We start from the raw sequence: 26,889 nt of genomic DNA, 5'->3' as shown, positions 1-26,889 counted from the left end.
CTATTTAGCCTGCGAGTAATCGTCGGTGGTGACCACGGTGACGGGGAACTCGACGTCGGTGGGGCCGAAGATGAGTTCGGCGGCAGCTTGCGCTGACTCGCGCACGATTTCGGCGGCGCGGGCTGATTCGCCGATGGGTCCGTAGAGCATGATTTCGTCGTGGAGGAAGTAGACCAGGCGGGTTTGCATGCGTTTGCCGAAGCGGCGTTCGGTGCGGAGGCGTTTGCGGATTTGGGCCATCCAGATGATGGCCCATTCGGCGGCTGTTCCCTGGATGACGAAGTTACGGGTGAAGCGGCTGTGGGCGCGGGCGGCTGAGCGGGCGGCGCGTTCGTCGGCTGCGGTGACCTGGTTGCGTTGCGCTTGGAACCAGGCGTGGGAGGGAGCAGGGGAGGTGCGCCCTAGATAAGTGGTGACCTGCCCGCCGCGCAGACCTACGTCGGCGGCGCGTTCGGTGAGGCCGATGGCGGCTGGGAACATTTTTTTGAGGTGGGGCATGAGTTGCCCGCCTTCGCCGGTGGTGGCTCCGTACATGGCGGCCAGTAGGGCGATTTTGGCGTGGGAGCGGTCGTTGAGCACGCTGCCGGTGCGTTCGCCAATCTGGGCGATGCCGAGGTAGAGGTCGGTGCCGCGTCCGGCGACGGCGAGGGCGCGGTCGCCGCTCATGACGGCGAGGATGCGGGGTTCGATTTGGGCGGCATCTGCGACGGTGAGCATCATGCCCTCTTCGGCGCGGATGGCGGGGCGGACGTCCTTGGGTATTTGCATGGCGCCGCCGCCGTGCCCGCCCCAGCGGCCGGTGGCAGCGGAGCCGACTTCGTAGGTGGGGTGGAAGCGGTTGTTGGTTACCCAGGTGTCGAGCCAGTTCCAGCCGTTGGCGGTGTAGAGGCGGGCGAGGCGTTTGTAGTCGAGCAGGGGGCGGACGAGCTGCCAGCGTTCTTCGCGCAGGTGGGGGACGGCGTTGGCCCATTCGGTGAGTTCCCATTTGCGGGTGGAGGTGACTGAGTGCCCGGCTGCCTGGAGGGCTTTGAGGACTTCTTGGGGCGAGTCGGGGTTGAGGTTGGGGGCGCCGAGTTCTTCGCGGATGCGGGCGGCGAGGCGCTCCATCTTGTAGGGGCGGTCGTAGCCTGCGGGGCGAGGACCGAGGGCATGTTCGAGGATTTTTTCGTGGATGGTGCGGTTCCAGGGCATGCCGTGGTGCTTCATTTCGGCTGCGATGAGGGCGCCCTGGGATTCTGCGGCGAGTAGGAGGGAGAGCCGGGCTGGGGCTGGGCAGGCGGCGACGGCCTCTAGCTGGGTGCGGAGTTCGGTGAGCAGGGCGGACGCGGTTGGCCCGGCTGCCTCGTGCTGTTCGGGGGAGGCTGGGCCAAGGTCGTCAAAGAGGGCGGTTTGCCCCTCGATTTGTCGTCTGGCCGGTAGTACTCCTGCCGGAGGCGCGGCTTCGGGGGTGAGGTCGATGGTGGGCGTGTAGGGCAGCCGGTTTTGGGCGCGGGTGGCGGCGGTGAGCAGAATTCGCTGGGCAAGGCGCAGATCGTGGCAGGACGCCGGTGAGACCCCAGCTGCCAGCAGGGCGGGCATGAGCTCGCGGGCGTCCGCCCAGGCCCAGCGAATCACCCGGTGCGGGTTTTGGGCCTCTACCGCGCGCACAAAGTCGGGGAGCTTAGCGAAAGGGAAAGTGCGGTGGGTGCCTGAGCCGGTGTCGTTCAGCGTAATAGCCTCCCACAGGGGCGTATCGCCGGGGGAGGTCGCTGGGCCAAGCACGATATACATCTTTCTATTATGCCGTTTGCGCTGTTCACAGGGCTAGACACGGCACTTCTTCTGTGGCATAAAGAGAGACAAGAGAAAGATGCCGGGGCAGGGGCCTACCCTGAAAGGTAGCCATGCCCGATACTGAGATGCGTGTGCGCCGATCGCGGCGCCGTTTCTTTGAGCCGACCCCCACAGACCTACCCGATGATGTGCCGCTCTTAGCGGTAGAACCTGCCGAGACCGACCTGGGCCCGCTCACACCCCTGGTGAGCCGAGAAGGGCTGACCGATATTTTCGTCAACGGCCCGCAGGATGTCTGGTACGAGGCCGCAGGTACCCTGCACCGGGCTGCTATTACCTTCCCCGACGATGAAGCCGTCCGGGCACTTGCCACCCGGCTGATCCTATCGGCAGGTGGCCGTCTGGACGACGCCTACCCGGCTGCCGACGTCCAAACCCAGCAGGGAATCCGCATCCACGCCCTGCTCCCACCCCTGAGCCGCTCCGGCACCCTGCTGTCCCTGCGCCTTCAACCGGCCCAGCGCCCGTCCTTACGGCAACTACAAGAGCGCGGCATGATGGGGCGCGACCTGGAACAGGTGCTGCGGCAGCTGGTGCGCTCGCGGGCTAATCTGCTGGTCAGCGGGGGAACTGGGACCGGCAAGACCACCCTGCTGGGTGCCCTGTTGCAGGAGGCGGACGCCGGTGAGCGGCTACTGCTGGTAGAAGACACCTCTGAACTGCAACTAGATCACCCGCACACCGTGAGCCTGCAGGCCCGGGCTGCTAACGCCGAGGGGCAGGGCGAGGTGGGGCTGGCCGAGTTGATTCGGCAGGCCCTTCGTATGCGGCCCAGCCGGCTGGTGGTGGGCGAGTGCCGCGGAGCTGAGGTCATGGATATGCTGACGGCCATGAACACCGGTCACTCCGGAAGCGGCACCACGGTGCACGCTAACTCCGCAGGGTCTGTGCCTGCCCGGCTCTACGCTATGGGGGCTCTCGCGGGGGTGAGTAGCGAGGCTGTGGCCCTGCAAGCTGCGACGGCGCTGGATTATATTGTGCACCTTGAACGCGAGGGCAAGCGCCGTATAGTACGCGGGGTTTATCGGCTGGTAGGCGGGCACAACCTTGCCGTTGAGCCGGTCTGTACCGTGGAGCCGCGCCGCCGCGGCACCTACCTGCGCTGGCACCCCGGTGGTGAAGAGCTCCAGCAGGCAGCCGGTCTGTCTCAGAGCACGGGGGTGGGTGCCTGATGCTGGTCGAAAGTCTGAAAAATCTTGGGGCCCGCAGCGATTCTGCGGGCTTAGAAGAGCTGGAGCTATGGCCCGATGCCATCTGGCGTCTTGCCGCCCTGCTGCGTGCGGGGTGCTCACCGGCGCAGGCCTGCACCCACGTAGCGGCCTATCTGGTGGGCCTAGAACATGAGGGGCGCGCCGAACAGAAATCCGGCCTGTTCGCAGTTGTGGGGAAGCTGCGACCGTCCACGCGCCAGCAGCAGGGCCTCGAAGGTGCCCGGGCCCAGATGGCCCAGCTTTTTGAGACCGCGAGCGCCCAAGCCCAGAAGGGCCTGCCCCTAGCCGGTGTGTATCTGCAGGCTGCCGGGCAGGCTGAGCTGCGCGAGAGCGTGAGGCAGGGAGCCGCCAGGGTGGCAGCCTGCTGGCAGGTGGGGGAGCGGACGGGCGCCTCTCTCGCCCAGGTGTTTGAGCGTCTAGCCCGCTACCTGGAGACGGAAATTGACCTTCGCCAGCAGCGGGAGACGGCTTTGAGTGGGCCGCGGGCTACCGGGCGAATCCTTTCCTGGCTGCCTTTTGTGGGGTTGGGGCTGGGAATCTTGATGGGTACGGATCCCTTAGGGGTGCTTCTAGGCTCAGTTCCCGGGGCTTTCGTTGGGTGCCTGGGGCTGGCGCTGGCTTGGTGCGGCAACCGCTGGACGGCCCGCCTGATTCGTCGCGCGGAAGAGGGGCAGTGATGCTGGGTCTACCGAGAGTGGGGAAGCAGCCCCGGGCGTCCGCTCCTGAACTAGATGCTGCCCTCTACCTGGATATGGCGGCGACCATGCTCGCGGCAGGGCTTTCGATCCCTGCGGTGCTGCACCAGCTGGGTCAGCTTGAAGAGGGAAGATACGAGGCGGAGCTGACCGCTGTGGTGGAGCGCCTCTATCAGGGGCAGAGCTGGGCGGACGCCTGGGAGCAGCCGGTTGCCCCGGGGCTCGTAGGCCTGTATGAGGCCCTGGGGCTGACGCTGAGCACGGGTGCACCGAGCGCCCAACTGGTGAGGGTTCTGGCCCAGCGGCAGCGCCGCCACCGGCAACGGGCCTACGAGAAGGCAGCTGCCCGGCTGAGCGTCAAACTGGTGGTGCCGCTGGGGGCCTGCTCGCTGCCGTCCTTTATCTGCCTGGGGGTGGTACCCGTTCTCATTGCCCTGTTTCCGGTGCTTTTTTAGAAGCGGGCAGGCGGTACGGACAGGTTATCCACAGGCCTCCGGTGGAGGGCGCAGGGGCGTCATAAAGGCGTCACGGCTGCACTGCTGTAGAAGGTGTTGGGAGCTTTGCTCCCTGAAAAGACAGGAGAGCAGGCCCGCTGCCCTTATCCACAGGTAACACTACTCTTTACGCTATCTCGGGCAACTGGAAAGCTACAGGTACCTCGGGTGAAGGCCCCGGCGTCTTTCTCACCACCTCAACCCGCCCCTTACCCCGTCTTCACCCGAGAACACCCGAAAGAACACAGCGCCTCGGCAAGGTTGCCGAGGAGCACCACATCAAGGAGGAAACCGTGTCGAACACTCACCCCACATCACCTGTAGAAGGCCAGCTCCTTCAGGCCGGTCTCGACGACCCCGAAGCGGGCGCTACGACCGCCGAGTACGGAATCGTCATGTTGGCGGCCGTAGGCTTTGCGGGACTGCTCGTGGTCATCCTCAAATCTGAAGAAGTCCGCCAGATGCTGCTGGGGCTTGTGCAAACAGCTCTCTCAACCGGAGCATAGACAGCCTTCTGTCTCTGTGCCCGGGCTGAACCGCCCGGGCACAGAGACTGGAAAATCCGTAATTGATACCTGAAAGCCCTGGAACCCTCAGCCCAAGATAAGGTGGTGATACCGTGCAGACACTAGCCGCACCAGAAAACGAAAGAGGGTCAAGCACCGCTGAATTTGCGGTGATACTCCCTGCCCTTGTGTTCGTTCTGGCCCTGGTGCTGGGAGCTGCCGCAACCGGTATCGTACAGCTCAAACTGGAAGAGGGCGCTCGCCTGGGAGCCCGGGCAGCAGCCCGCGGGGAAACAGCCGAGACCGTAACCCGCATCGTGCAGGAGATAGACCCCGCAGCTACCGTCACCCTGGCTCAGGATGACGACATGACGGTCGTAACGGTGAGCAGGCAGGCTCCGGGAGTTGTGGGAAAGGTCAGCGGCTGGACGCTTACCGCCGATGCACGGGCCCTCACCGAATACAGCGCCACCACCGGGAGCGCTGACCCATGAATCGCGAAGTTGAGTGGGAACGAGGAAGCAGCACCGTTGCCACGGTGGGCCTGGTCTGCGCTCTTCTTATTCTCGGGGCTACCTGTGCCGGGCTCATTGGGGTCATTACCGCGCAGCACCGGGCAGCGGCAGCAGCGGATCTAGCGGCTCTTGCCGCAGCGGACGTAGCCCGCGGCCTTGCCCCCGGAGAACCCTGTGCGGTCGCCGAGCGCATTGCCCAGTCCAACGGGGCCCGGTTGGGTGGCTGCGGCCAGCCCGCCGGGTTGGGCGGGACGGTGGACGTCCGCACCCTCGTTGATATCACCGGCCCCTTCGCTTTCCTTGGTCCCGCTGAGGGCATATCCCGGGCTGGGCCACCTGATTCCTCATAACCGAGGCCAGCCCCGCTCGCTATAGCAAGGCTAGAAGGGGTCGTCGGTAGCGGCGAAGCCGGTCAAAGACTCAGCTACACTCACCGGGGTAGGTTTCCCCTCTACCCGGTGTCCCACCGCGTAACTCCCGGCTCCTGTTTCCCCAGCTACCGGGCTTTCAGCCGCCGGGCCTAAAGGCTTGAGCAGTTTTCTGCGCTCTTCATCGGTGAGTTCATCGGCCTCAACGAGCAGGGCAGCTAAAAGCCGGGCGGCGCCCGCCTTATGCAGGGGCTCGTTCCGGTTACCGCACTTGGGGGACTGCACACACGAAGGGCAGCCCAGATCGCACTCGCAGGCCAAAATCGTATCGAGAGTGGCCCGCAACCAGTGCCCCACCTGCTCAAAGCCCCGCTCGGCAAAGCCAGCCCCGCCGGGGTGGCCGTCGTAGACGAAAATCGTGGGCTGTTCGGTATCGATATGAAAGGCGGTCGATAAACCACCGATATCCCACCGGTCGCAGGTAGCTACCAGGGGGAGCAGACCGATAGCGGCGTGCTCAGCGGCATGCAGGGCACCGGGGATATCCCTCTCATGAATACCCGCAGCGTGCAACAGGGTAGCGGGCATAGCCCACCAGATAGCCCTGGTCTGCAACTCCTGCGGGGCAAGGTCAAGTGGCTCATCACCCAGAACCTGCTGGCCCACCAGGGACTTCCGCTGGTAGCCCACCACCTGGGAACGAACCCGCACCCTGCCGTAGTTCAACGACACCTGCCCCTGCTGCTGCGATTCTTCAGCACCCAGTACGGTCACTTCGGTGATATCACGGGACTGGGTGTAATAATCGGGGCTCACTGCCGAGACCGCAATAACCTTGTTGTCCTCATCAAGATCTTCCACCACATAGGTCTTGCCTTGGTGAGTGTAAATAGCGCCGGGGTGCCCCTGGGAGTGGGCGTGGCCGTCGTCCATACTGCCAATCACGGCACCCGTTTCGCAGTCAATAATCTGCAGGGGAGAACCACCCCCGCGCAGGTTCACAAAGTCACTGGCAGACTCGGGGTGGGTCCAGAACCAGCCGGTAGCCCGCTGCCGCAGGTAGCCCTGCTCCACCAGGCGGCCCAACAGCGCCTCGGTGGTGCGCCCAAAGACCATGAGCTCCTCCCTGCGCAGGGGAATCTCAGCGGCCGCAGCACATAGATGAGGACTAAGTACATAGGGGTTCTCAGGGTCGAAAACGGTTTTTTCAACCGGCCGGTCAAAAATATCTTCGGGGTGGTGCACCAGGTAGGTATCGAGGGGGTCTTCGCTGGCAATCAGGACGGCAAAAGCGTCCTGCCCTGCCCTGCCCGCTCGTCCTATCTGCTGGTAGAAGGACGCCCGCGTGCCCGGCCATCCGCCCACCAACACGGCATCCAGCCCCGCAATATCAATACCCAGCTCCAGGGCGTTGGTCGAGGCTACGCCGAGAATCTCACCCCGGCGCAGGCTGGCCTCAAGGGCCCGACGCTCCTCGGGCAGGTAGCCCGCCCGATAGGCTGCGATACGGGCAGAAAGGCCGGGCTCAACCTCATCGAGATAGCGGCCAGCGGTCTGCGCGATAGCTTCAGCCCCGCGACGGGACTTAATAAAGGAAATCGTGCGGGTACGGTTCACCACCAGGTCAGTGAGCATCTCAGCGCTCTGGGTAATGACCGACTTACGCACCGGCGCCCCGTTCTCACCTGCACCATTGCCCTGGGCACCGGGCCGAACACTCACCCCATTAGCATGGGCAGAAAGCTTGTCATTGACCGCAGCCGCATCGGTAAACTCCGGCTCCCACAGCAGTACATGGGTAGCACCGCGCGGAGCGGTACTCTCAGTTACCGCGGTAACCGCGGTGGGCCGCGACCCAATCAGCCGGGCAAAAGACTCAGCAGGCTCCGCGCTGGTAGCAGATGCCCCAATAAACACCGGGGTAGCACCGTAGTAGCGGCACACCCGTCGCAAGCGCCTCATCAGCAGAGAAACATGGGCCCCAAAGACGCCCCGGTAGCCGTGGGCCTCATCCACAATCACATACTTGAGCTTGCGCAAAAAACCAGCCCACCGGGCATGGTTGGGCAAGATAGCGTGGTGCAGCATATCCGGGTTAGCCAGAATGAAGTTGGCGCGCTCGCGAATAAAGCGGCGGTCGGCCTGCGGGGTATCGCCGTCGTAGCTCTCAGCCACGAGCCCGGGAAGTCCTAAGTTGCGCAGGGATGCTAGCTGGTCTGCCGCTAGGGCCTTGGTGGGGGAGAGGTAGAGGGCCGTTGCCCGGCCTGAATCAAAGCCGCTAGCCTGGGCCTCGAATTCGCCCCGGTAGATAGCGTCAAGGGCGGGTAGCTGGTAGGCCAGGGACTTACCCGAGGCGGTTCCCGTTGCCAGAATGACGTGCCGGTTGCCGGGGGAGTCGTGCGCGGCCGTTGCCGCCTGCACCTGGTGTAGATAGGGATCGGCGACCCCTAGGTTCTGGTAGGCCTCAACCACCCGCGGGTGGGCCCAGGACGGCCAGGGGGCAGTTTCAGCGCGCCGGGCAGGCAGGGTACGCACATGGGTGACCTGCTCAGGTAAGGATGCTAGCCCCAGCTGGTCGAGCACCACGGCCAGCTCACCGGGCTGGGGAGCGCGAGTGGACGGGGCTCCGGCTGGGTGTGAGCGCGAGGGAAGGGCATCGGTAGGCACCCGTCTATTATGGCACCGCGAGAGCGCGCGTAAATATTTGCTCTTTCTATCCTGTTATCTGTGACCTGCACTATAAGGGATGGGATAATGGACTGTATGAGTATTCCAATGAACATTCAGGGTAAGAAGACTACCGAGCAGGAGCCTGTGGTCACGGTCCTCACCGAAGAGCAGATTTGGGAGCTGATTGAGGGCACCCGATTTGCCCGTCTGGGCACGGTAGGCGAGGACGGCTACGTGCACATCACCCCGCTCAACATTGTGACCGACGGGGTTCGCATCTTCTTCCGCACCGCCTCCGGCAGCAAACTTACCCAGCTTTTGATGAACGAGAAAGTAACCGTGCAGTTCGACCGGGCAGAGGGCAGCCACGCCTACTCGGTCAATGTCTTTGCCACAGCCCGCCTGCTGACCGAAACCCGCGACATTGACTACGTTGGCAAGCTCAACCTTGAGCCCTGGCTCGATACCGAGAAGCTGGAGTTTGTGGAGCTGACCCCGCAGAAAATGACCGGGCGCCGCTTCCGCCTGGGCTAGGAACGCCAGTCGCCGCCCCACCGAGGGGCATAAGGTCTAAAATAGGGGTGTGTCTCAAGAAAAAATTATCCTCTACTACTGCTTTGCCCCTGTGACCGACCCCAAGGCCGTGATGCTGTGGCAGCGTGCTCTCTGCGAGAAGCTGGGCCTGACCGGCCGCATCCTGATCTCTAAGCACGGCATCAACGGTACCCTGGGCGGCGACATCAACGCCCTGAAACAGTACGGTAAAACTACCCGCCAGTACCCGGGCTTCGAAAAGCTCGAACTCAAGTGGTCTGACGGTAGCGCTAGCGACTTCCCCCGCCTCTCGGTAAAGGCCCGCGACGAGATTGTTGCCTTCGGCACTCCCGATGAACTCATCGTTGATGAAAACGGTGTGGTGGGCGGCGGCGTGCACCTGAAGCCCGAAGAAGTCAACAAGCTGGTTGAAGAACGCGGCGACGAGGTCGTCTTCTTCGACGGCCGCAACGCCTTCGAAGCAAAAATCGGCAAGTTCAAGAACGCCATTGTGCCCGATGTGCGCACCACCCACGATTTCATTCAAGAAATCGAATCGGGCAAGTACGATGACCTCAAAGACAAGCCCGTCATCACCTACTGTACCGGCGGTATCCGCTGCGAAATTCTTTCGGCCCTGATGAAGAACCGCGGCTTCAAAGAGATTTACCAGATTGACGGCGGCATCGTGCGCTACGGCGAAAAGTACGGCGACTCCGGCCTCTGGGAGGGCTCGCTCTACATCTTCGACAAGCGCCAGCACATGAACTTCTCACCCGACACCGTCACAATCGGCGAGTGCGAACACTGCGGCGCTAAGGCAAACACTTTCGTCAACCTCGATGTGGACGGCGTGCGCGACCTGGTGCTCCTGTGCCCCGACTGCCAGGCTAAAGCAGAGGCCGAGCGCGAGGCTGCGGCAGCGTCAGCATGAGTGAGCAGAAAACCCCGGCTTACGAGACAGCTCTGATTGAATACGGTACCTTTATGGTCGCCGGTGTCACCGACCCGGCGACAGAAGAGAGCGACTTTGGATCCTGGTGGGAGCGCCTCTACAGCACGCTTGAGTCGGGCGGGGGCGACCTGGCCGCCCAGCGTCTGGCTGCGGTAGAAAAGCTGCAGAAGGTGGGCGTCGTAATGCCGGACGCCGACGATACCGGTTTTACCTACACGGCGGGTTTCATTGTGCCCGGCGGTATTAAGGACGTTGCGGCCCTTGGGCTGACCGGCGTGATGGTACCGGCTGCTATGTACGCTACCGTCCTGGTGCAGGGGGCCATTACCCCGGGCGTCCCCCCTGCCCATATCAAGGCGGGCTTCAACCACCTGGCCAGCACCTTTATCCCCTCGAAGGGGCTGGAGCCTACCGGCGTCTGCCTAGAAGTGTACGGGCCCGGCGAAATCACCGACGAGAACTACCGTATGTATCTCTGGCAGGCTGTAACGAGCCCGCAGGCCGCTTAAAGAAACAATAAAATACCTCCCGCAGTGCGATATGCGGGAGGTATTTCTCTCTAAAGTATGTGCGCTTGCGCGCCCCTGGATAACGGTTGAACTGGTGTGGTAATACCGAAGGGAAAAATCTTTAGGAGTTCTGCTCTACGGCCAGTTCGGCCTCAAGCTTCTCGATAATCTCTGCGATGAAGGCGGGGCCACCGTTAGCGGCCTTTTCCTTCCAGTCAGCGATGGACTTTTCCAGTTCGGCAATTTTTTCTGCATTTGCCATAAGGTAAATATAACCCAGACCTCTAGAAAAAAACACCTTGATTACTATTTGACCTTTTCCCAGTTTTCGATGGGGCCGGGTACGACGGTGAAGAGCGGGTGGGTGACTTTAGTGGGTGATGTGGAAAAATACTGGTCATACCACTGTGGGGAGCGGGCTTTTACTTTTTCTGCCAAAAATGAGATTTCGTAGTCTAGCTGGCCGTCGGTAACTGGTAGCGGTGACAACTCAGGTTGAGCAGGGAGCACCAGCAAACTGCGGTTGAAGTTATAGCCCCGTCTATCAGCCTCATCAGCCAGCCCGTGCAGGTAGGTGCAGATGTAGGCCAGGGGGTCACTAGAGGCTTTGAAACGGTTCAGCTGGGGGTGGTTGGTGTAGCCCTGGGTGAGCCCCTGGAGCACTTTCTGGGCAAGCAGGGTCTCACGCCAGCAGGCCACTAGCCCCTTGGCATCGAGCAGGGAGGGGTGCACAGACCAGATACGCATTAGCCTTCAGCTCTGCGGGCGATGGCTTCTTCGAGGCGGTCGAGTTTGCCGGTGAGTTCGCCTGAGTCGTGACCTGGGCGAATATCGGCTTTGAGCACAAGGGAGACCCTGTTGCCGTACTTTCCAACGGCTTCGGTGGCGGCTTTGATGACGGCCATGCACTCGTCCCAGTCACCTTCGATGGTGGTAAACATGGCGTCGGTGCGGTGGGGCAGGCCCGAATCGCGGATGATCTGGACGGCTTCTGCAACGGCGTCGTGTACGGACCCGGACGGGTCTCCGCCGCCGGTGGGGGCTACAGAGAATGCAAATAACATGTCTCTACCGTACCGCTCATACGGTTAAATAGAGAGCGTGATGACTTCTGATTTTTCTCGTGTTCCCGGTGCCCCCGTCAGCGCCGATACTGCCGCCCTCACCCGCCTGCACGCTGCCCTGACCGAGCTCAACTACACCTACGACGGTATCGAGGAGCTACTGGGGTCCCGCGCTTTTGAGGCCATGACCCGCGACCAGGTGGTGCCCGGCCTTTACCGAGTGAGCCAGATTCTGGGGCAGGAGGCCACATCAGAAACCTTTACCACCGCCCAGCGGAATCTGGCCCAGCTGGTGCGCTTCTTCCTCTTTGGCACCGCCCTGCCCGGTGGGGACCTTGAGGACGCACTGGGGGCAGGTAGCCTGGACCTGCTGCTGGATCTGGGGCTGGCGGAGCCCACCGAGGACGGCCTGGTACAGGCTGCCGTAGACCTGCGGCCGCACGCCGCAGACGACGGAACCGAACTCTTTGTGGCCAGCGACTTGGGCGCCCACCAGCGCCCCGGCGTCCTGCGCAAGGACCATGTGCTGGGTATCGGCCATGCCTCCCTCACCCTGGCCCAGCTCACCGAGCGAACCCCCGTAGACCGGGCCCTCGATCTGGGCACCGGATGCGGCATCCAGGTCTTCCACCTGCTGGCCCACACCCGCCACGTGACCGCTACCGATATTTCCGAGCGCGCCCTGGCCTTTACCCGCTTTAATCTGCTGCTGAATGCGTCCGCCCTGAAGCTGAACCCCGCCAACCTGGAGGAGCGCGTCAGCCTGCGCTTAGGCTCCCTCCTGGAGCCGGTCGCCGGTGAAACCTTTGACCTGGTGGTCTCTAACCCGCCCTTTGTCATTACCCCACGCAGCGACCATGAAACCCCCGAAGACCAGTTCACCTATCGCGACGGCGGTATGGCGGGGGACGGTATCGTCTCAACCCTGGTGCAGCAGCTGCCTACCGTGCTTACCCCCGGCGGGCGTGCCCAGATGCTGGGTAACTGGGAAATTCCCGTTGACGGGCAGGACGGCCCCGTCGACTGGGCAGACCGCCCCCGCGCCTGGGTGGGGGAGGAGACCGAAGCCTGGTTCATCCAGCGCGAGGTTCTTGAACCCGAACAGTACGCCGAAACCTGGCTGCGAGATGCCAGCGAAAACCGCGACCCCGCCCACTTTGAAGCCGCCTACACCGCCTACCTGCGCGACTTCGCCTCCCGCGGCGTTGGCTCCATCGGGTTTGGCATGATTTGGCTGCGTAAGCCGAACCCGGGGTCCGCAGGGGAGCGCCTACACCGCTTCGAAGAAATCACCTACCCCATCCAGCAGCCCATCGCCCCCTTCATTACCGAGGCGGTGGAGCACTTTGATCAGGTCACCGCCTTGAGCGATACCGAGCTGCTAGAGAAGCACCTGGTCGTTGCCGGGGACGTGACCGAAGAACGCCACTCCACTCCCGGCTCTGAGCACCCCTCCGTGATTCTGCTGCGCGCAGGTGCCGGGCTGCGCCGCACCATCCTAGAAACTACAGAGACCTCCGGCTTCGTCTCCGCCTGCGACGGGGAACTGACCGCTGGCCAAATCGTCGGTGCCCTAGCTGCCCTGCTGGGCTGGGAGACCGAAGAACCCAGACAAGTATTAATCAGTAACATGCGCGAACTGCTCGAAAAGGGCTTTTTGCGGATTGACCAGGGCGACTAGACTGGGGCCATGGTAGAGAATCCTATTAAAACCCTGTCTGAAGACCGCTGCTGGGAGCTGCTAGCTGCCCACGAGTTCGGCCGCCTGGCCCTGGCTGTTGGCGGGGAGGTAGATATCTACCCCGTCAACTTTGTGGTGCACGAGAAGAAAATCTACTTCCGCACCGCGGCCGGCCAGAAGCTCTCAGAAGTCGTCATCAGCCGCAAGGCCGCCTTCGAAATTGATGAGGTTATCGACGGTACAGCCCGCTCCGTTGTCGTGCACGGCAACGCCCACTGGCTCACCAGCGAAGCCGACCTCGACGCGGTCGAAGCCCTGGGCCTGCGCACCTACTCACCGACCTACAAGACCAACTGGGTTGAGGTAGAGCCGGTGAGCGTCAGCGGGCGCGAGTTCGAAATCGGGGCAGAACCTGCCGACGAGCTTTAAGGGGCTAAGGGGGGGCAGCACCGGTACTGGCCCCGCACGCCCGCGCTCTAAGGTCACATCGGTCTAAGTAGACACGAAGCCCCGTAAGTCGGCTATTGTTGTGCATACACGCGAAAAACCGACCCCAAGGAGCCCTCAGTGCCCACTAAGGCAACCACCGAGCACGGCAAGTCACTGCTGATCGTGGAATCCCCCTCGAAGGTGAAAACCATCAGCGGGTACCTGGGCGATGCCTTCATCGTTGAATCCTCCATGGGGCATATTCGCGACCTTCCTCAGCCCTCTGAGTTGCCCGACGAGCTTAAAAAGAGCCCCGTTGGCAAGTTTGCGGTCAATGTAGAAGAAGGCTTCGAGCCCTACTACGTAGTGAACCCCGACAAGAAAAAGAAGGTCACCGAGCTCAAGCGCCTGCTCAAAGAGTCCGATGCCCTCTATCTGGCAACCGATGGTGACCGCGAAGGTGAAGCCATTGCCTGGCACCTGCTGCAGGTACTCAAGCCCAAGGTGCCCGTCTACCGTCTGACCTTTCCCGAAATCACCAAAGAAGCGATCCAGCGCGGCTTCAATGAACTGCGCGACATTGATAACAACCTGGTGGACGCCCAGGAAACCCGCCGTGTGCTCGACCGTATCTACGGTTACGAGCTCTCACCGGTGCTCTGGCGCAAGGTCTCCCGCGGCCTTTCAGCCGGCCGCGTGCAGTCTGTGGCAACCCGCCTGGTCGTAGAGCGTGAGCGCGAACGCATGGCCTTCCGCTCCGCCACCTACTGGGATTTGACCGGCACCTTCACCACCGAGACCGCCGAGTCTTTCACCGCCAAGCTCTCAGCTGTTGACGGTGCCCGCGTCGCCACAGGCAAGGATTTTGCCGATAACGGCACCCTCAAGCCTGCCTCAGCCGGTAAGGTTGCCCACCTGGATGAAGCTGCCGCCAGCTCCCTGGCGTCCGCGCTGGCGTCCGCCGCGTTCGGCGTCCGCTCGGTCGAAACTAAGCCTTACACCCGCCGCCCCGCTGCTCCCTTCACCACCTCAACCCTGCAGCAGGAGGCCGCCCGTAAGCTCCGCTTCTCGTCCCGCTCTACCATGCAGGTGGCCCAGCGCCTCTACGAGAACGGTTACATCACCTACATGCGAACCGACTCGGTTGCCCTGTCTGACCAGGCGACCCAGGCTGCCCGCAAGCAGGCCTCCGAGCTCTACGGCGCCGACTATGTACCGGCCTCCCCCCGCGTCTATACCTCCAAGTCCAAGAACGCCCAGGAAGCCCACGAAGCAATCCGCCCTGCGGGGGATTCCTTCCGCACCCCCGCCGAGGTCAAGAGTGCCCTGAGCATCGACGAGTTCCGCCTCTACGAGCTGATTTGGAAGCGCACCGTTGCCTCCCAGATGGCAGATGCCAAGGGCTCCACCGCCTCCGTCCGCTTAGGCGCTACCGCCGCCGACGGCCGGGATGCCGAGTTCGCAGCGTCCGGCACCGTCATTACCTTCCGCGGCTTCCTCGCCGCCTACGAAGAAGGCAAGGACGCCCTGCGCGGCGAAGAGGGCAAGGGCGAGGCCAAGGACGGCAAGGACGACAAGCGCCTACCCAACCTGGCAGAAGGCGACGCCCTGCGCGGTAGCGATATCGAAGCTGCCCGCCACGAAACCTCACCCCCGCCCCGCTACACCGAGGCATCCCTGGTCAAGGCTATGGACGAGCTCGGCATTGGCCGCCCCTCAACCTACGCAGCCGTCATCTCAACCATCATGGACCGCGGCTACGTCAATAACCGCTCCGGCTCCCTGGTGCCCTCCTGGACCGCTTTCTCGGTCGTCCGCCTGCTCGAAGAGCACTTCGCCAAGTATGTGGACTACGAGTTCACCGCCGAAATGGAAGAAGACCTCGACCGCATTGCCCGCGGTGAAGAGGCCCGCCCCGAGTGGCTGTCTCACTTCTACTTCGGTGGGGGAGACAAGCGCGGCCTCAAGCCCATCGTTGACAACCTGGGCGACATCGACGCCCGCGCAATCAACTCTGTAGAGGTCGCCCCCGGGGTCAACCTGCGCGTGGGCAAGTTCGGCCCCTACCTTGAGACCGGCGGTGAGATTGACACCGAAACCGGCGAAATCAAGGACCCCATCCGCGCCAACGTACCGGCTGATCTGGCACCCGATGAGCTGACCGAAGAGAAGGTCGCTGAACTGCTGGAAGCCGGTAAGAACGACGGCCGTGAACTCGGCGTTGACCCGGCCACCGGCCGCACCATTGTAGCCCGTGACGGCCGTTTTGGCCCCTACGTCACCGAGGTTATCCCCGAGATGACCGAGGAAGAAATCGCCGCCTGGATGGACGCCCAGCCCACCGAGTACTACAAGAACGGTAAGCCCAAGCCCAAGAAGAAGCCCAAGGCTGAAAAGCCCCGCACCGGCTCCCTCTTCAAGTCCATGGACCTGGCAACCGTTACCCTGGATGACGCCCTCAAGATTATGGCCCTGCCCCGCGTGGTCGGTACCGATGCCGAGGGCACCGAAATTACCGCCCAGAACGGTCGTTTCGGCCCCTACCTGAAGAAGGGCACCGACTCCCGCTCCCTGGAAACCGAGGACCAGATTTTCTCCATCACCCTTGAACAGGCCCTGGAGATTTACTCCCAGCCCAAGCAGCGTGGACGCGGTGCAGCCAAGCCCCCGCTGGCTGAGCTCGGCGTAGACCCGGTCTCTGAAAAGAAGATCGTGGTGAAGGACGGCCGCTTCGGCCCCTATATCACCGACGGCGTCACCAACATTACGGTGCCCCGTAGCGAAACCATCGAGTCCCTGACCCACACTCGCGCGGTTGAGCTGCTCGCTGAGAAACGAGCTAAGGGCCCGGTCAAGCGCAAGACTGCTGCCAAGAAGACTGCGACCAAGAAGAGCACCGCTCAGAAAGCGGGCGAGTAGTCGGCTATCGCGTGGGTCCCATCCTTGTACACTGGTAGGCAGGAAAACTTTTTGTCACCACTCAAGGGGGACCCATGCGTCTAGGCGTGCTCGATATTGGCTCAAATACCGGCCACCTGCTTCTGATTGAGGGGCAGCTAGGCTCCCGCCCCGAAGCCTACACCGCAGCCCACAAGGAGCCCCTACAGCTGGTCCGCTACATCGACACAGACGGCAACATCACCGACGAGGGGCGTGACCGCCTCACCGCCTTCGTGAAGTCCGCGGTGCTCTACGCGATTGAGCACGGGGCAGAAGACCTGCTGGCCTTTGCTACCAGCGCCATCCGCGAATCCAAGAACGGCCCCGAGGTTCTGCAGCACGTGCAGAACCAGACCGGCGTCAACCTCACCGAAATCACCGGCGACCAGGAAGCCGCCATCACCTACCACGCCGTGCGCCACTGGCAGGGCTGGGGCGCCGGCCGCATTCTCAACTTCGATATCGGCGGCGGCTCCTTCGAGTTCTCCACCGGCATGGACGCCTACCCCGACGACGCAATCTCCGTGCCGCTGGGTGCCACCCGCCTGACCGGCGACTGGTTCAGCGCCCCCGTGCCGTCCCCCAAGGAAATCAAAAAACTCCGCAAGTACGTGCGCGAAACCCTAGAACCCGTTGCCGAGACCCTGCTGGCCTACGGGCAGCCCCACATGGTCGTGGGCACCTCCAAAACCTTCCGCTCCCTCGCCCGCATCTGCGGGGCAGCCCCCTACTCGGCGGGCCCCTTCGTCAAACGTGAAATGCTGCTACAGGATCTGCGCCTGTGGACCCGCCGCATGGAAGCCATGCCCCCCAGCGAACGTGAGGGCCTACCCGGGGTGTCCGACGTCCGCGCCGAACAGATGCTAGCCGGGGCTATCGCGGCAGAAACCGCCATGGACGTCTTCGGCGTAGACCGCATGCGCGTTTCCCCCTGGGCCCTGCGCGAGGGCCTGGTGCTACGCCGCCTAAACTACCTCTCCCAGCAGGGGCCCGAAGCCATGATTGACCCCCGCTCCCTCGCCGAATTCGTGCAGGACTAGCCATGAGCACCGACGCACCCAAGAACCCGTCCGCCCGTAAACCCGTGCCGGTGGCGCTTTCTACCTCCTGCCTCTTCCCGCTCGGCGTACCCGAAACCTTCTCAACCGCCGTAGACCTGGGCTACGACAGCGTGGAAGTCATGATCACCCACTCGGCCCTCTCCCAAGAGCCCCACGACCTGCTCGACCTGATCCAGAAATACCAGATTCCTATCTCCGCCATTCACGCCCCCACCCTGCTCCTGACCCAGCAGGTCTGGGGCCGGGCCTGGAACAAAATGCAGATGGCCGCCAAAATGACCAAGGCCGTAGGGGCGGACGTCATCGTCGCCCACCCACCCTTTCGCTGGCAGAAGCTCTACGCCAAGAACTTCGTTGCGGGCGTGCGCGAAATATCAGAGCTCGAAAACGTCAAAATCGCCGTCGAAAACATGTACCCCTGGTCCATCAAAGGCCACGCGGTAGAGATGTACGCCCCCCACTGGGACCCCTCCCGCTTCGACTACGACTGGATGACCTGGGACTTCTCCCACGCAGCCGCAGCCGGAGACGACTCCCTCGAAGCCGTCAAACGCATCGGCTCCCGCCTGGGGCACGTGCACCTGACCGACGGCTCCGGCGATAAGGTCATGGACGAACACCTGGTACCCGGCCACGGCACCCAGCCCGTCGCCGAAACCCTACAGTACATCGCAGCCAGCGATTTTGACGGCGTTGTCTGCGCTGAAGTATCAACCCGCAAGGCCAAGGGAGCAGGGGCCCGCGACGACATGCTCTACGAGACCCTGCAGTTCGCCCGCACCCACCTAGCTAGGTGAAAATCTTCACCAAACATGCGCTTCGGACTCGCGCTCGCTGCCGACCCTCTCACAGGTTCGCTAGCGCTCACATGTGATTCACGCCAGCCCCGAGCCAGCAGCTTCGCTGCGAGTCCGACAGCGCCTTCAGCTATACGTCATATTCGAAGGAGAACATCATGACTACCGTTGCTTTTATCGGAACCGGCTCCATGAACGGAGCGATTGCCTCGGGCCTGCTCGCTGCAGGCACCGACCCTACCTCTGTGCGCGCGACCGTTGGCTCCCACGCCAGCATCTCTACCCTGCGTGAGAAACTGGGGGAGGGGGCTCAGGGCGTAACCATTCTTGCCGGTGAGGACGACGCGCAGGCTAACCTCAAAGCCACTGAAGGGGCCGACGTGGTGCTTCTGGGCGTCAAGCCCTACGCCATTCTTGATCTTGCCCGCGAAATTTCACCGGCTCTGGGCGAGAATACTGTAGTGGTGTCGGTTGCTGCCGGTATTACTCTGGAAGCCTTACAGCGGGCTCTGCCCGAGGGACAGCCGGCAATCCGTTGCATGCCCAATACTCCTTCGCGGGTGGGCAAGGGGGTGCTTGCTATCTCGGTGGGACAAACCGTGACCGAGGAGCTTAAGGACGCTGCCGCTTCGGTCCTGGGGGCAGCAGGCCGGGTCATTGAGGTTGAGGAAGAGCAGATGGGGGCGGTAACCGCTGTATCTGGCTCAGGCCCTGCTTACGCCTTCTTACTAGCAGAAACCATGGCCGCTGCTGGAGTCAAGCTGGGCCTGGACGAAAAAACTGCTACTGAACTGGCTGCTGCTACGGTGGCGGGCGCGGGCTATCTGCTGGATGCTGACCCCAACCCCCAGGATCTCCGCAAGGCGGTTACCAGCCCCAAGGGCACTACCGATAAGGCCATTACCGCCTATATCGATGGTGGCCTCTTCGAACTAACCGAGACTGCTATGCGGGCCTGTGTAGCTCGAAATGAGGAAATGACCGAAGAGTTCAGCTCTGAAAAATAGTACAGAGATAGCCTAAATAAAAAGGTTCTATGACAGCAGGCTGTGCTACCAAAACTCCTTGTGGAGTGGGGTAGGGCAGCCTGCTTTTTCTTTCCTGAACAAGGAACCTAGATACACTAAAGGCCAGTCCGTAGGGAATCGGACTGGCCTTCAGCTTTCTCTTCTGCCGGTAGGGATCTGGCTTTAAGAGAAGGCTCACAACCTGAAGTAGATGGGATTAGGGGGAACCATCTGGGAATCTTCAGGTCTTGAGCTACCTGAACGGGTTCGCGGACCGTTCAGTAATCACTCGCACCTTTAGAGGTAGTTATAACTATATGCCAGTTTTTAAGTTTATGCACCCTGAAAATCAAAAAAAGACGAATTATTTCGGAAGACACCTGGGTGGTTTCTATGCTCAGGTGGGTATAGGGTGTGGTCAGGGCTTTCTTGTAGGTATAAACCTGTTAGGGGCGTGCAGCAAACCTTTCAATCAGGTCCACCTGGCCAGAGACAATCAATAAATCGCGAGAAGAAACCCGGGTATCGGGCGTCGCATAGGTAATTTCTTCACCCGGCGATTTCACTCCCACGATGGTCACCCCGTATTTAGACCGCACATCAGACTCAGACAGGGTAAAGCCGTGGGTCTCCTTGGGAGGGTACATCTTGACGATGGCAAAGTCGTCATCGAACTCGATGAAGTCCAGTAGTCGCCCTGAGACTAGGTGGGCTGCTCGCACCCCCGCATCCGACTCCGGGTAAACAACCCGGTGTGCTCCAATACGGGAGAGAATCTTGCCATGAGAAGGTGTGATAGCTTTAGCCCAAATACGTTCGATGCCCAGGTCCACCAGGTTGGCGGTAATGAGCACCGAGGCCTCCACGGAGGTACCCACACCCACCACGGCGGCGGTAAAGTCCTGGGCCCCCAACTGGCGCAGGGCATTCATGTCGGTGGCATCTGCCTCAACCACGTAGGTGAGGTCGCCCGACCATTTCTGCACCAGCACCGGATCTTTCTCAACGACCAGCACTTCCTTGTTCTGGCGAACGAGCTGGGCAGCGGTAGCCGAACCAAAGCGTCCTAGGCCAATCACCAGCACGGGGGCACTATGGGCGGGGCGGAAATCTTTTCTAGCCAATGATGGGCCTTTCTTCGGGGAATTTGTAGAGGCGGCGGCGGGAGCGCATGGCCAGGCCGGTAGCTATGGTAATGGTGCCGATACGGCCGATCAGCATGAGGGTGGAGAGAATATAGGTTCCGGACGGTGGCAGCTCGGCCGAGAGCCCGGTAGACAGGCCGCAGGTGGCATAGGCCGAGATGACTTCAAAGAGGGCCCGGTCGAGGCCGACCTGGCTGATGAGCATAATAGCGGTGGTGCCTGCCAGTACAAACACGAAGCTCATCATAATCACGGAGATAGCGATACGGAGGACAGCATCGGGAATGGTGCGGTTGAAAGCCACGACGAACTGGTCGCCGCGTGCTTCTGCCAGGATCGCCAGGAAGACCACGGTGATGGTGGTGATTTTGATACCGCCTGCAGTGGAGGCCGAGCCGCCGCCGATGAACATGAGCACGTCGGTCAGCAACATGGTGACCGGGTGAATATCTGCCATATCGACCAGGTTGAAGCCGCCGGAGCGGGTCATAATCGAGGCAAAGGCAGCGTTGAGGATTTTATCGCCTGCGCCCATGGCGCCGATGGTGCGGTCGTTGCCCCACTCCAGGGCACCCCAGGCAAAGGAGCCCAGGAAGAAGAGCACCAGCGTGCCGATGATGGTGAGCTTGGCGTTGAGGTTCCACTTGCTAAAGCGCAGGTTGTTGCGCAGCACCAGAATGACGGGGAAGCCGAGCGAGCCCACCATGACGCCCAGGGCGATGGGGAAGAGAATCCAGAGGTCGTGGCCGTAGGGTACAATGCCGTCTGAGTGGGGGGTGAAGCCCGCGTTGTTGAAGGATGAGACCGCATAGAAGACGCCGTGCCAGACTGCCTGCCAGAGGGGCTCCCCCAGCACCAGGAAGCGGGGGATAAGCGTGAAGGCGATCAGGGCCTCAATGGCGATGGAGGTGAAGGCCACGGTGCGGAGCACTGAGCCAACCTCACCCAGGCGTCCGATATTGAGGGATTCCTGGGCGATAATTTTGGAGCGCAACCCCAGCTTGCGCCCCACCGCCAGCGCCAGGATGGAGGTGAGGGTGAGCGTGCCGAGGCCACCAATCTGCGAACCTAAGAGAATCATGAGCTGGCCAAAGAAAGTCCACTGTTCGGCGGTGGAAACCGTGGTGAGACCGGTGACAGTCACGGCGCTAGTCGCCGTAAAAACAGCGTGGTGAAACTCCACCTGCTGGCCATCGCGTGAGGCCCAGGGGGTGTAGAGCATAAGCGAGAAGAAAATAATGACCAGCAAGAAGGCCGCAATAGCAATACGCGAGGATGACGATCCAAAGAGGCGGTCTACCAGGTCGCGCAGGTGGGCCATGCGGGCCTGGAAGGCTGCCGAAAACTTAACAATCTGAAGGAGCTGCTGGTATTCCAGTTGCCCCTGCTCCATGGCGTCCAGAACCCGCTTGCGCTCCTGGACCTTGCGCACAATTTTGCCCACGTTCTTCACCTCGCTTTCTTCTGCCGTCTCTAGCGTAGTCTGCGTGTCATACAAGCGGGGTGTGGTGCCCGCAGAGTTTTTATGTGTTTAATGGTAAGTGTGACTCAACTTACCAAAGGAGGTAGTGCTGGTGGCTATTATCGACAGCCTCACGCCCACCGACGTGCGTGTGCTCTGGACTCCCGCCATGGCCAACTACTATTTTGGCGACTATCACCCCATGCACCCCTCGCGGTTGGACGCAACAGCCTCCCTAGCGCGGGACCTTGGGATTTTTGACCTCCCGCAGGTAGAGCTTGAAGAACCTGAAATCGCCACCGTGCACCAGCTCATGCTGGCCCATGACTACCCCTATATCGACGCGGTTCAAAAAATCAGCGCCGACCCCACGCTGATCATCGCCAGCTGTGGCCTGGGCACCGAAGACACCCCCGGGTTTGAGGGGGTGCACGAGGCGTCCGCCCGACTTGCCGGTGGCACCTATCAGGCTGCAGAAGCTATCTTGAGCGGTAAGGTCAAGCACGCCGTTAACTTCGGCGGGGGCATGCACCACGCCTCACGTGATCACGCCAGCGGCTTTTGTATCTATAACGATTGCGCCGTGGGCATAGCCCGCCTGCTTGAAGCGGGAGTGCAACGGGTCGTCTACATCGATGTGGACGCCCACCACGGGGACGGTACGCAAAGTATCTTCTGGGATAACCCTAATGTCATGACCATTTCCCTGCACGAGAGCGGCATGACTCTCTTTCCTGGTACAGGTTTCGCCAACGAAGTGGGCCCCGAAGGGTTGGCTGCCGGAACCTCGGTTAACATCGCCATGCCCGAAAGCACTACCGATTCAGGGTGGCTTCGAGCTTTTGACGCGGTGGTCCCTAGCCTACTGCGGCAGTTCCAGCCCGAGGTAATCGTCAGCCAGCACGGCTGCGACTCCCACCTGGCCGATGACATGTCGCACCTGAACATCAGCATTAACGGGCAGCGGGAAATTGCCGCCCATATCTCCTTGCTGGCGGACGAGCTCTGTGAGGGTCGCTGGATTGCCACCGGGGGAGGGGGCTACTCCATCTACAACGCTGTGCCCCGCTCTTGGAGCCACCTTATTGCGGTGGCGGCCGGCCAGCCCCTCGACATAAATATGCCCACGCCGGAATCGTGGCAGGCTTATATGCTTGAAAAGTACGGGACCAAAGTGCCCACCATGATGGGGGATCCCGTGGACCTCTGGTGGTACTCCTGGGAGGTTGGCTACGACCCGGCCAGCAGTGTGGACCGCAGCATTATGGCCACCCGCAAGGAAGTATTCCCCCTCTGGGGGCTTGATCCCTGGTATGACTAGGCCGGTATAGGGGCGGGTCACCGGGCCCGGCAGATGGCCCTGTACGTTGGCTTTTAGTCTGAGTGCTAGCTGGGCATAGACGAAGAGTGTCCCCATTTCTGCTGGTCAAACATGCAATTGTGGGTATATATGTGTAAAGATGTCAGTATGAAAGACGACGTATTTGCTGTTATCGCCGACCCCACGCGGCGACACATCCTCCAGGCACTAGCCGTCGAACGACTAGCCGTTGGCGAACTGGTTGAGGAGCTGGGCGTCAGCCAGCCCACCGTATCTAAGCACCTCAAGGTACTACGCACCGCCGGTCTGGTCGAAACCGAAGCCGTAGGCCAGAAGCGTTTCTACTCCCTTACCCCCGCGCCTCTAGCTACCGTCACCGACTGGGTCGACGGCCTGCTCGCTGCCCCCGCAGCCGAGACCGCCCCCGCCCTCGAAGCAGTACCTGCCGCCGAGGCTACCTCTGTTGCTCACGAGAGCCCCGAGCCTGCCCCTGAGGCAAACCCTGCTGCGCCTGAAACTACCTCTGTTCCCGAGGCGCAGGAGGAGGCGTCCGCCCCGGCCGTCGACGTGCCCCACCCCAACACCGCGGGTATTACCTTCACCCCCCTGACCCCCTTTACTCCCGTGCTCGATAACCGGGTGGACGAAGAGGCTGTGGAGAACCAGGCGCCTGCCAATGTAGAGCAGGACGCCGTCAGCGACCAAGTACGCCAGCTCGCACAGAGCCTGAGCTTGGGCACCAAAGATGAGGAGCCCATTAGCTTCAAAGTACCCACCCCTGAGCAGGTCATTGCCCAAGAGGTAGCGGCCAAGGCAAGTGATGAACAGGCCCATAAGCAGGCCCACAAGCAGGCCGGTGGTGAAGAGGGCGACGACCGTGGCCTGCTGGCCAAGCTCACCCGCTGGGGTCGCCGCAGCTCCCGCTAGGCCCTTGCCCACCAACCGCTAGTTTCAAAGGACACCACAAGACTGTATGGCACACCATCAGCAGCTTCTCGACTGGATCGAGAACGAACTGATTAACCAGACCCTGCACCTGGGCGATAACTTGCCCGACGACAGGGTACTGGCCCGTGAGGTGGGTATCAGTCAGAACCACATGCGGGAGAGCCTCAAGCACTGCGAAGAAATCGGGGTGCTCAGGCTCTACGAGGGGCGGAAAAAGAGCATTATCGCCCAGCTGGTGCGGGAACCGGCGGCCTCGGCAGGGCCAGCCGTCAGCCTCTATCTGGCCAGCTCCCTCTCGCCCCGCCAGGATTTGCTGGCAACCTGCCTGCTGCTTGAAAACCACGCCCTCACAGGGCCCGACTACGACCAGTCAGCCTTCGAAGAGCTAGACCGCATCGTGGAGGCCATGCAGGACGACGCTACCAGCCTGAGCGACTTTCACGAGCTCGAAGCGGATTTCCACATCCAACTCGGAAGACTCTCTGGCAACGCCCTGATTTCTGCCCTCTTGGCGACCCTGCGTGACGCCATGATTGAGGCCCGCTTCGAGCTGGTCAGCCAAGTTCCCCTATGGAGCGCTACCGCCTCGCGCCTGCGTATGGAGTATCGGGCTATCGTCGATGCTGCCCGATCTGGCGACGCTGCCCTCGCCCAGGCCCTGCTTAAGGCCAACCTACAAGAGCGCTTTGCTGAGGCCGGGCACCCGGTTGATTTTGAGACCCCGACTAGGGAAGCGGGCAGCATCAACCTTGAACCCATCGAGGTTGAGACCCAGGAACTGGTGCCCGATACCTGGGGCGGGCCCATTGAGCCTGATCTGTTTGAAGCCCTCACCAGCATCCAGCCTATGGGCGCCGCCCCTGCAAGTGTTCAGCCCCCTACCGGGAGCGCAACCCGCCGCAGGCGGGGAACGGTGAGCCCGGTCGTCCGCGCCGCTAGCGCTACCGCCAGCCCTGACCCCGGGGCAGCAGCCCCCAAGAAGCCCGAGGGGCCCACGGCCAGCGAGGCCCCCGAGTCGCAGGACGCAAGGGAGGAAACTGCCAGCGATGGTGCTAAAGCCGTAGCCCCGCAGGGCGACAGAAATCAGCCCTCCAAAAAGCGTTTTGACGTTGTTGGATATTTTGGTTTCCGTAAAAGCGTCCCCGTTCAGGGCAATACTGAAGCCGATGAAGAACTCTTTGACGCCGATACGGAGGGGGATCCCGAAGAAGAGGCCGCTATCCTGCGCGAGGGCTACGAGTACGCCACTAGCGACCGCTAGAGGGTAGATAAAACGAGAAAATGCTCTCACTTGCCGGTGAACAGTCGGCGAAAAGCCCTGTTTGCCTGTAGGCTTGGGAGAGAGCGTTTTTTCACGCCGAGGGTATTGCTATGCCCTTTATGCGTGCTTTGGAGCGTTTATACCGGTATAGCGCCCGGATAGCTACCGACCTACCGCCCCCGGGTGGTTGCTGTCGGCCGGGTATCGACCACTATTTAATAAGTGAGGTGAATCCAATGGGTTCAGTTATCAAGAAGCGCCGCAAGCGTATGTCTAAGAAGAAGCACCGCAAGCTTCTTCGCAAGACTCGCCACCAGCGCCGCAACAAGAAGTAAATTCTTCACCGCGAGCCCCGCACCTGTTTCGGTGCGGGGCTCGCGCTGTATTGTCGGCACCTTGGGCGCGGACGCTCCCGCTCGCCTGCTAGGGGAGGGGCAGGTTAGAGTGGTGTGATGGCTACACCACTGATTGAACTGCTGACTAAGCCCGGCTGCCACCTGTGCGAAGCTGCGCGGGAGACGACCGGTCGGGTGACAGGCAGCTACGGGCTGACCTACACAGAAATCAACGTTGAAGAGCACCCCGACCTGTTGGAGCGTCACCGCACCGAGATCCCGGTGCTGCGGGTTGATGGCGAGGTCAAGGACTTCTGGCAGGTCAATGCTAAGCGCCTGGTGAAGATTATTGAGAAGAAACTGGCGGAGTAAACCGGCGGGGTTGCTGGTTAGCGCTTACTGACTAGGTTTGAGAGACTAGAGATATGAATACTTCTTCGGCAACTGTCACCGTTCACCTGATGCGCCACGGCGAGGTACACAACCCCGACCGTATCGTCTATGGGCGTCTGCCCAACTACCACCTGTCTGAGACCGGGCAGAAGATGGTGCGCCTTTCAGCTGAAGAGTTCAAGCGCCGTGCCGACGCCGGTGCCAACATCGTGCACCTGGTCTGCTCCCCGCTCACCCGCACCCGCGAGTCGGCTGCCCCCATCGAGGAACTGCTGGGCCTGGTCGCCCAGCCCGATGAGCGCGTGATTGAGGCCGGGAACTATTTTGAGGGCCTGCACGTGAATAAGCAGGAGCTCTTGAACAACCCCCGCCACTGGAAGCACCTGCTTAACCCCCTGCGTCCGTCCTGGGGTGAACCCTACCGGGACCAGGTGGAGCGTATGGCTGAGGCTATTAAGGACGCCGCCCGCACCGCCTACGAAAAGGGCGGGGACGGCGCTGAAGCAATTATTGTCTCGCATCAGCTACCCATCTGGATGGCCCGCACCTCTGTGGAGGGTGGGGCGCTGCCGCATGATCCGCGCAGCCGCCAGTGCAATTTAGCTTCCATTACAAGTTTTACCTTCCCCAATATTTTTGCCCCTGGCAAGCCAAAACTCTCCTATGTTGAGCCTGCTGCCGAGCTCTATTCAGGTGTTATTCAGTTACCGGGGTCATAATGACACCGACTGCAAGCGCACACTACCTGATCTGAA

At 61.7% G+C, this 26,889-nt stretch carries 28 protein-coding genes; 21 read left to right on the top strand and 7 right to left on the bottom strand.

The genetic code is table 11. From position 1 onward, the window contains the following. Positions 1-1,770 (bottom strand): bifunctional 3'-5' exonuclease/DNA polymerase, encoded by a 1,770-nt coding sequence (locus tag L6762_RS00560; protein WP_237185065.1) that lies wholly within the window; start codon positions 1,768-1,770, stop codon positions 1-3. A 113-nt stretch (positions 1,771-1,883) separates the two neighbouring features. Between L6762_RS00560 and L6762_RS00555 the strand changes: the two genes are divergently transcribed. The 6 genes from L6762_RS00555 (at position 1,884) to L6762_RS00530 (ending at position 5,604) form a co-directional block, all read left to right on the top strand. After that, on the top strand, positions 1,884-3,005 hold the full coding sequence (locus L6762_RS00555) for a TadA family conjugal transfer-associated ATPase (protein WP_237185059.1): 1,122 nt from the start codon (positions 1,884-1,886) through the stop codon (positions 3,003-3,005). Next, a complete protein-coding gene (locus tag L6762_RS00550) occupies positions 3,005-3,721 on the top strand; it encodes a type II secretion system F family protein (RefSeq protein WP_237185051.1) in 717 nt (238 codons plus the stop codon). The genes L6762_RS00555 and L6762_RS00550 overlap by 1 nt, the downstream gene beginning before the upstream one ends. A 17-nt stretch (positions 3,722-3,738) precedes the next feature. Then, positions 3,739-4,194 carry a type II secretion system F family protein gene (locus L6762_RS00545; protein WP_237185046.1) on the top strand — a complete coding sequence of 152 codons (456 nt, stop codon included), beginning with the start codon at positions 3,739-3,741 and terminating at the stop codon, positions 4,192-4,194. Between the two features lie 332 nt (positions 4,195-4,526). Continuing rightward, the gene (locus tag L6762_RS00540; protein ID WP_237185044.1) at positions 4,527-4,739 is read left to right on the top strand and encodes a DUF4244 domain-containing protein; all 213 of its coding nucleotides are present in this window, start codon (positions 4,527-4,529) and stop codon (positions 4,737-4,739) included. A 113-nt stretch (positions 4,740-4,852) separates the two neighbouring features. Further along, positions 4,853-5,233, top strand: coding sequence for a TadE family type IV pilus minor pilin (locus L6762_RS00535; protein ID WP_237185043.1), 381 nt, complete (start codon positions 4,853-4,855; stop codon positions 5,231-5,233). Continuing rightward, positions 5,230-5,604 carry an Rv3654c family TadE-like protein gene (locus tag L6762_RS00530; RefSeq protein ID WP_237185041.1) on the top strand — a complete coding sequence of 125 codons (375 nt, stop codon included), beginning with the start codon at positions 5,230-5,232 and terminating at the stop codon, positions 5,602-5,604. The genes L6762_RS00535 and L6762_RS00530 overlap by 4 nt, the downstream gene beginning before the upstream one ends. Positions 5,605-5,634: 30 nt before the next feature. On the opposite strand, the gene L6762_RS00525 is transcribed toward L6762_RS00530, so the two are convergent. Next, positions 5,635-8,208 carry a DEAD/DEAH box helicase gene (locus tag L6762_RS00525; RefSeq protein ID WP_423817071.1) on the bottom strand — a complete coding sequence of 858 codons (2,574 nt, stop codon included), beginning with the start codon at positions 8,206-8,208 and terminating at the stop codon, positions 5,635-5,637. Between the two features lie 177 nt (positions 8,209-8,385). Here L6762_RS00525 and L6762_RS00520 point away from each other — a divergent pair, with 177 nt between their 5' ends. Genes L6762_RS00520 through L6762_RS00510 form a run of 3 tightly spaced genes read left to right on the top strand, consistent with a single transcriptional unit; the run spans position 8,386 to position 10,290 of the window. Beyond that, the gene (locus tag L6762_RS00520) at positions 8,386-8,826 is read left to right on the top strand and encodes a pyridoxamine 5'-phosphate oxidase family protein (protein ID WP_237185039.1); all 441 of its coding nucleotides are present in this window, start codon (positions 8,386-8,388) and stop codon (positions 8,824-8,826) included. Between the two features lie 49 nt (positions 8,827-8,875). Beyond that, positions 8,876-9,760 (top strand): rhodanese-related sulfurtransferase, encoded by an 885-nt coding sequence (locus tag L6762_RS00515; RefSeq protein ID WP_237185037.1) that lies wholly within the window; start codon positions 8,876-8,878, stop codon positions 9,758-9,760. Beyond that, positions 9,757-10,290, top strand: a complete 534-nt coding sequence (locus L6762_RS00510) for a GyrI-like domain-containing protein (protein ID WP_237185036.1) — start codon at positions 9,757-9,759, stop codon at positions 10,288-10,290. The genes L6762_RS00515 and L6762_RS00510 overlap by 4 nt, the downstream gene beginning before the upstream one ends. A 121-nt stretch (positions 10,291-10,411) precedes the next feature. On the opposite strand, the gene L6762_RS00505 is transcribed toward L6762_RS00510, so the two are convergent. From L6762_RS00505 to L6762_RS00495, 3 genes are read right to left on the bottom strand one after another with little or no spacing between them, the layout of a single operon-like run. Then, positions 10,412-10,552: a hypothetical protein gene (locus L6762_RS00505; protein WP_237185034.1), complete on the bottom strand. Its 141-nt coding sequence runs from the start codon at positions 10,550-10,552 to the stop codon at positions 10,412-10,414. A 44-nt stretch (positions 10,553-10,596) separates the two neighbouring features. Beyond that, positions 10,597-11,037, bottom strand: a complete 441-nt coding sequence (locus L6762_RS00500; RefSeq protein ID WP_237185033.1) for a pyrimidine dimer DNA glycosylase/endonuclease V — start codon at positions 11,035-11,037, stop codon at positions 10,597-10,599. Next, on the bottom strand, positions 11,037-11,354 hold the full coding sequence (locus L6762_RS00495) for a thiamine-binding protein (protein WP_237185031.1): 318 nt from the start codon (positions 11,352-11,354) through the stop codon (positions 11,037-11,039). The genes L6762_RS00500 and L6762_RS00495 overlap by 1 nt, the downstream gene beginning before the upstream one ends. Positions 11,355-11,394: 40 nt before the next feature. Between L6762_RS00495 and L6762_RS00490 the strand changes: the two genes are divergently transcribed. From L6762_RS00490 to proC, 6 genes are all read left to right on the top strand, one after another. Beyond that, positions 11,395-13,035 carry a DUF7059 domain-containing protein gene (locus L6762_RS00490; protein ID WP_237185029.1) on the top strand — a complete coding sequence of 547 codons (1,641 nt, stop codon included), beginning with the start codon at positions 11,395-11,397 and terminating at the stop codon, positions 13,033-13,035. Positions 13,036-13,044: 9 nt separating this feature from the next. Then, positions 13,045-13,464 carry a pyridoxamine 5'-phosphate oxidase family protein gene (locus L6762_RS00485; protein ID WP_237185028.1) on the top strand — a complete coding sequence of 140 codons (420 nt, stop codon included), beginning with the start codon at positions 13,045-13,047 and terminating at the stop codon, positions 13,462-13,464. Between the two features lie 138 nt (positions 13,465-13,602). Beyond that, complete coding sequence (gene topA / locus L6762_RS00480) at positions 13,603-16,383, top strand: type I DNA topoisomerase (RefSeq protein ID WP_237185026.1); 2,781 nt, start codon at positions 13,603-13,605, stop codon at positions 16,381-16,383. 74 nt (positions 16,384-16,457) lie between these two features. Continuing rightward, positions 16,458-17,444, top strand: coding sequence for a Ppx/GppA phosphatase family protein (locus L6762_RS00475; RefSeq protein ID WP_237185024.1), 987 nt, complete (start codon positions 16,458-16,460; stop codon positions 17,442-17,444). Positions 17,445-17,446: 2 nt separating this feature from the next. Next, positions 17,447-18,262 carry a sugar phosphate isomerase/epimerase family protein gene (locus L6762_RS00470; RefSeq protein WP_237185023.1) on the top strand — a complete coding sequence of 272 codons (816 nt, stop codon included), beginning with the start codon at positions 17,447-17,449 and terminating at the stop codon, positions 18,260-18,262. Positions 18,263-18,417: 155 nt separating this feature from the next. Beyond that, entirely contained in the window at positions 18,418-19,269 is an 852-nt protein-coding gene (gene proC / locus L6762_RS00465) for a pyrroline-5-carboxylate reductase (protein ID WP_423817070.1), read from the top strand. Positions 19,270-19,715: 446 nt separating this feature from the next. Here the strand turns inward: proC and L6762_RS00460 are convergent, their stop codons facing one another. After that, positions 19,716-20,393 carry a potassium channel family protein gene (locus L6762_RS00460; RefSeq protein WP_237185019.1) on the bottom strand — a complete coding sequence of 226 codons (678 nt, stop codon included), beginning with the start codon at positions 20,391-20,393 and terminating at the stop codon, positions 19,716-19,718. Further along, the gene (locus tag L6762_RS00455; RefSeq protein WP_237185271.1) at positions 20,386-21,735 is read right to left on the bottom strand and encodes a TrkH family potassium uptake protein; all 1,350 of its coding nucleotides are present in this window, start codon (positions 21,733-21,735) and stop codon (positions 20,386-20,388) included. The genes L6762_RS00460 and L6762_RS00455 overlap by 8 nt, the downstream gene beginning before the upstream one ends. Before the next feature lie 310 nt (positions 21,736-22,045). Between L6762_RS00455 and L6762_RS00450 the strand changes: the two genes are divergently transcribed. The 6 genes from L6762_RS00450 (at position 22,046) to L6762_RS00425 (ending at position 26,853) form a co-directional block, all read left to right on the top strand. Next, a complete protein-coding gene (locus L6762_RS00450; RefSeq protein WP_237185270.1) occupies positions 22,046-23,197 on the top strand; it encodes an acetoin utilization protein AcuC in 1,152 nt (383 codons plus the stop codon). A 147-nt stretch (positions 23,198-23,344) separates the two neighbouring features. Beyond that, the gene (locus tag L6762_RS00445) at positions 23,345-24,124 is read left to right on the top strand and encodes an ArsR/SmtB family transcription factor (protein WP_237185017.1); all 780 of its coding nucleotides are present in this window, start codon (positions 23,345-23,347) and stop codon (positions 24,122-24,124) included. A 46-nt stretch (positions 24,125-24,170) separates the two neighbouring features. Next, entirely contained in the window at positions 24,171-25,406 is a 1,236-nt protein-coding gene (locus L6762_RS00440) for a FadR/GntR family transcriptional regulator (protein ID WP_237185015.1), read from the top strand. Positions 25,407-25,642: 236 nt separating this feature from the next. Beyond that, on the top strand, positions 25,643-25,741 hold the full coding sequence (locus L6762_RS00435) for a 30S ribosomal protein bS22 (protein WP_005504750.1): 99 nt from the start codon (positions 25,643-25,645) through the stop codon (positions 25,739-25,741). Positions 25,742-25,858: 117 nt separating this feature from the next. Then, positions 25,859-26,113 carry a glutaredoxin family protein gene (locus L6762_RS00430; RefSeq protein ID WP_237185013.1) on the top strand — a complete coding sequence of 85 codons (255 nt, stop codon included), beginning with the start codon at positions 25,859-25,861 and terminating at the stop codon, positions 26,111-26,113. Positions 26,114-26,166: 53 nt separating this feature from the next. After that, positions 26,167-26,853 (top strand): histidine phosphatase family protein, encoded by a 687-nt coding sequence (locus L6762_RS00425; RefSeq protein ID WP_237185011.1) that lies wholly within the window; start codon positions 26,167-26,169, stop codon positions 26,851-26,853. Positions 26,854-26,889 lie beyond the last annotated feature (36 nt).

The organism is Rothia nasimurium (genome assembly GCF_928381705.1).
In the GTDB taxonomy this organism is placed as follows: Bacteria; Actinomycetota; Actinomycetes; order Actinomycetales; family Micrococcaceae; genus Rothia; species Rothia nasimurium_G.
Note: the sequence above shows the minus strand (reverse complement) of the source record. Positions and strands in the feature narration are given on the sequence as shown.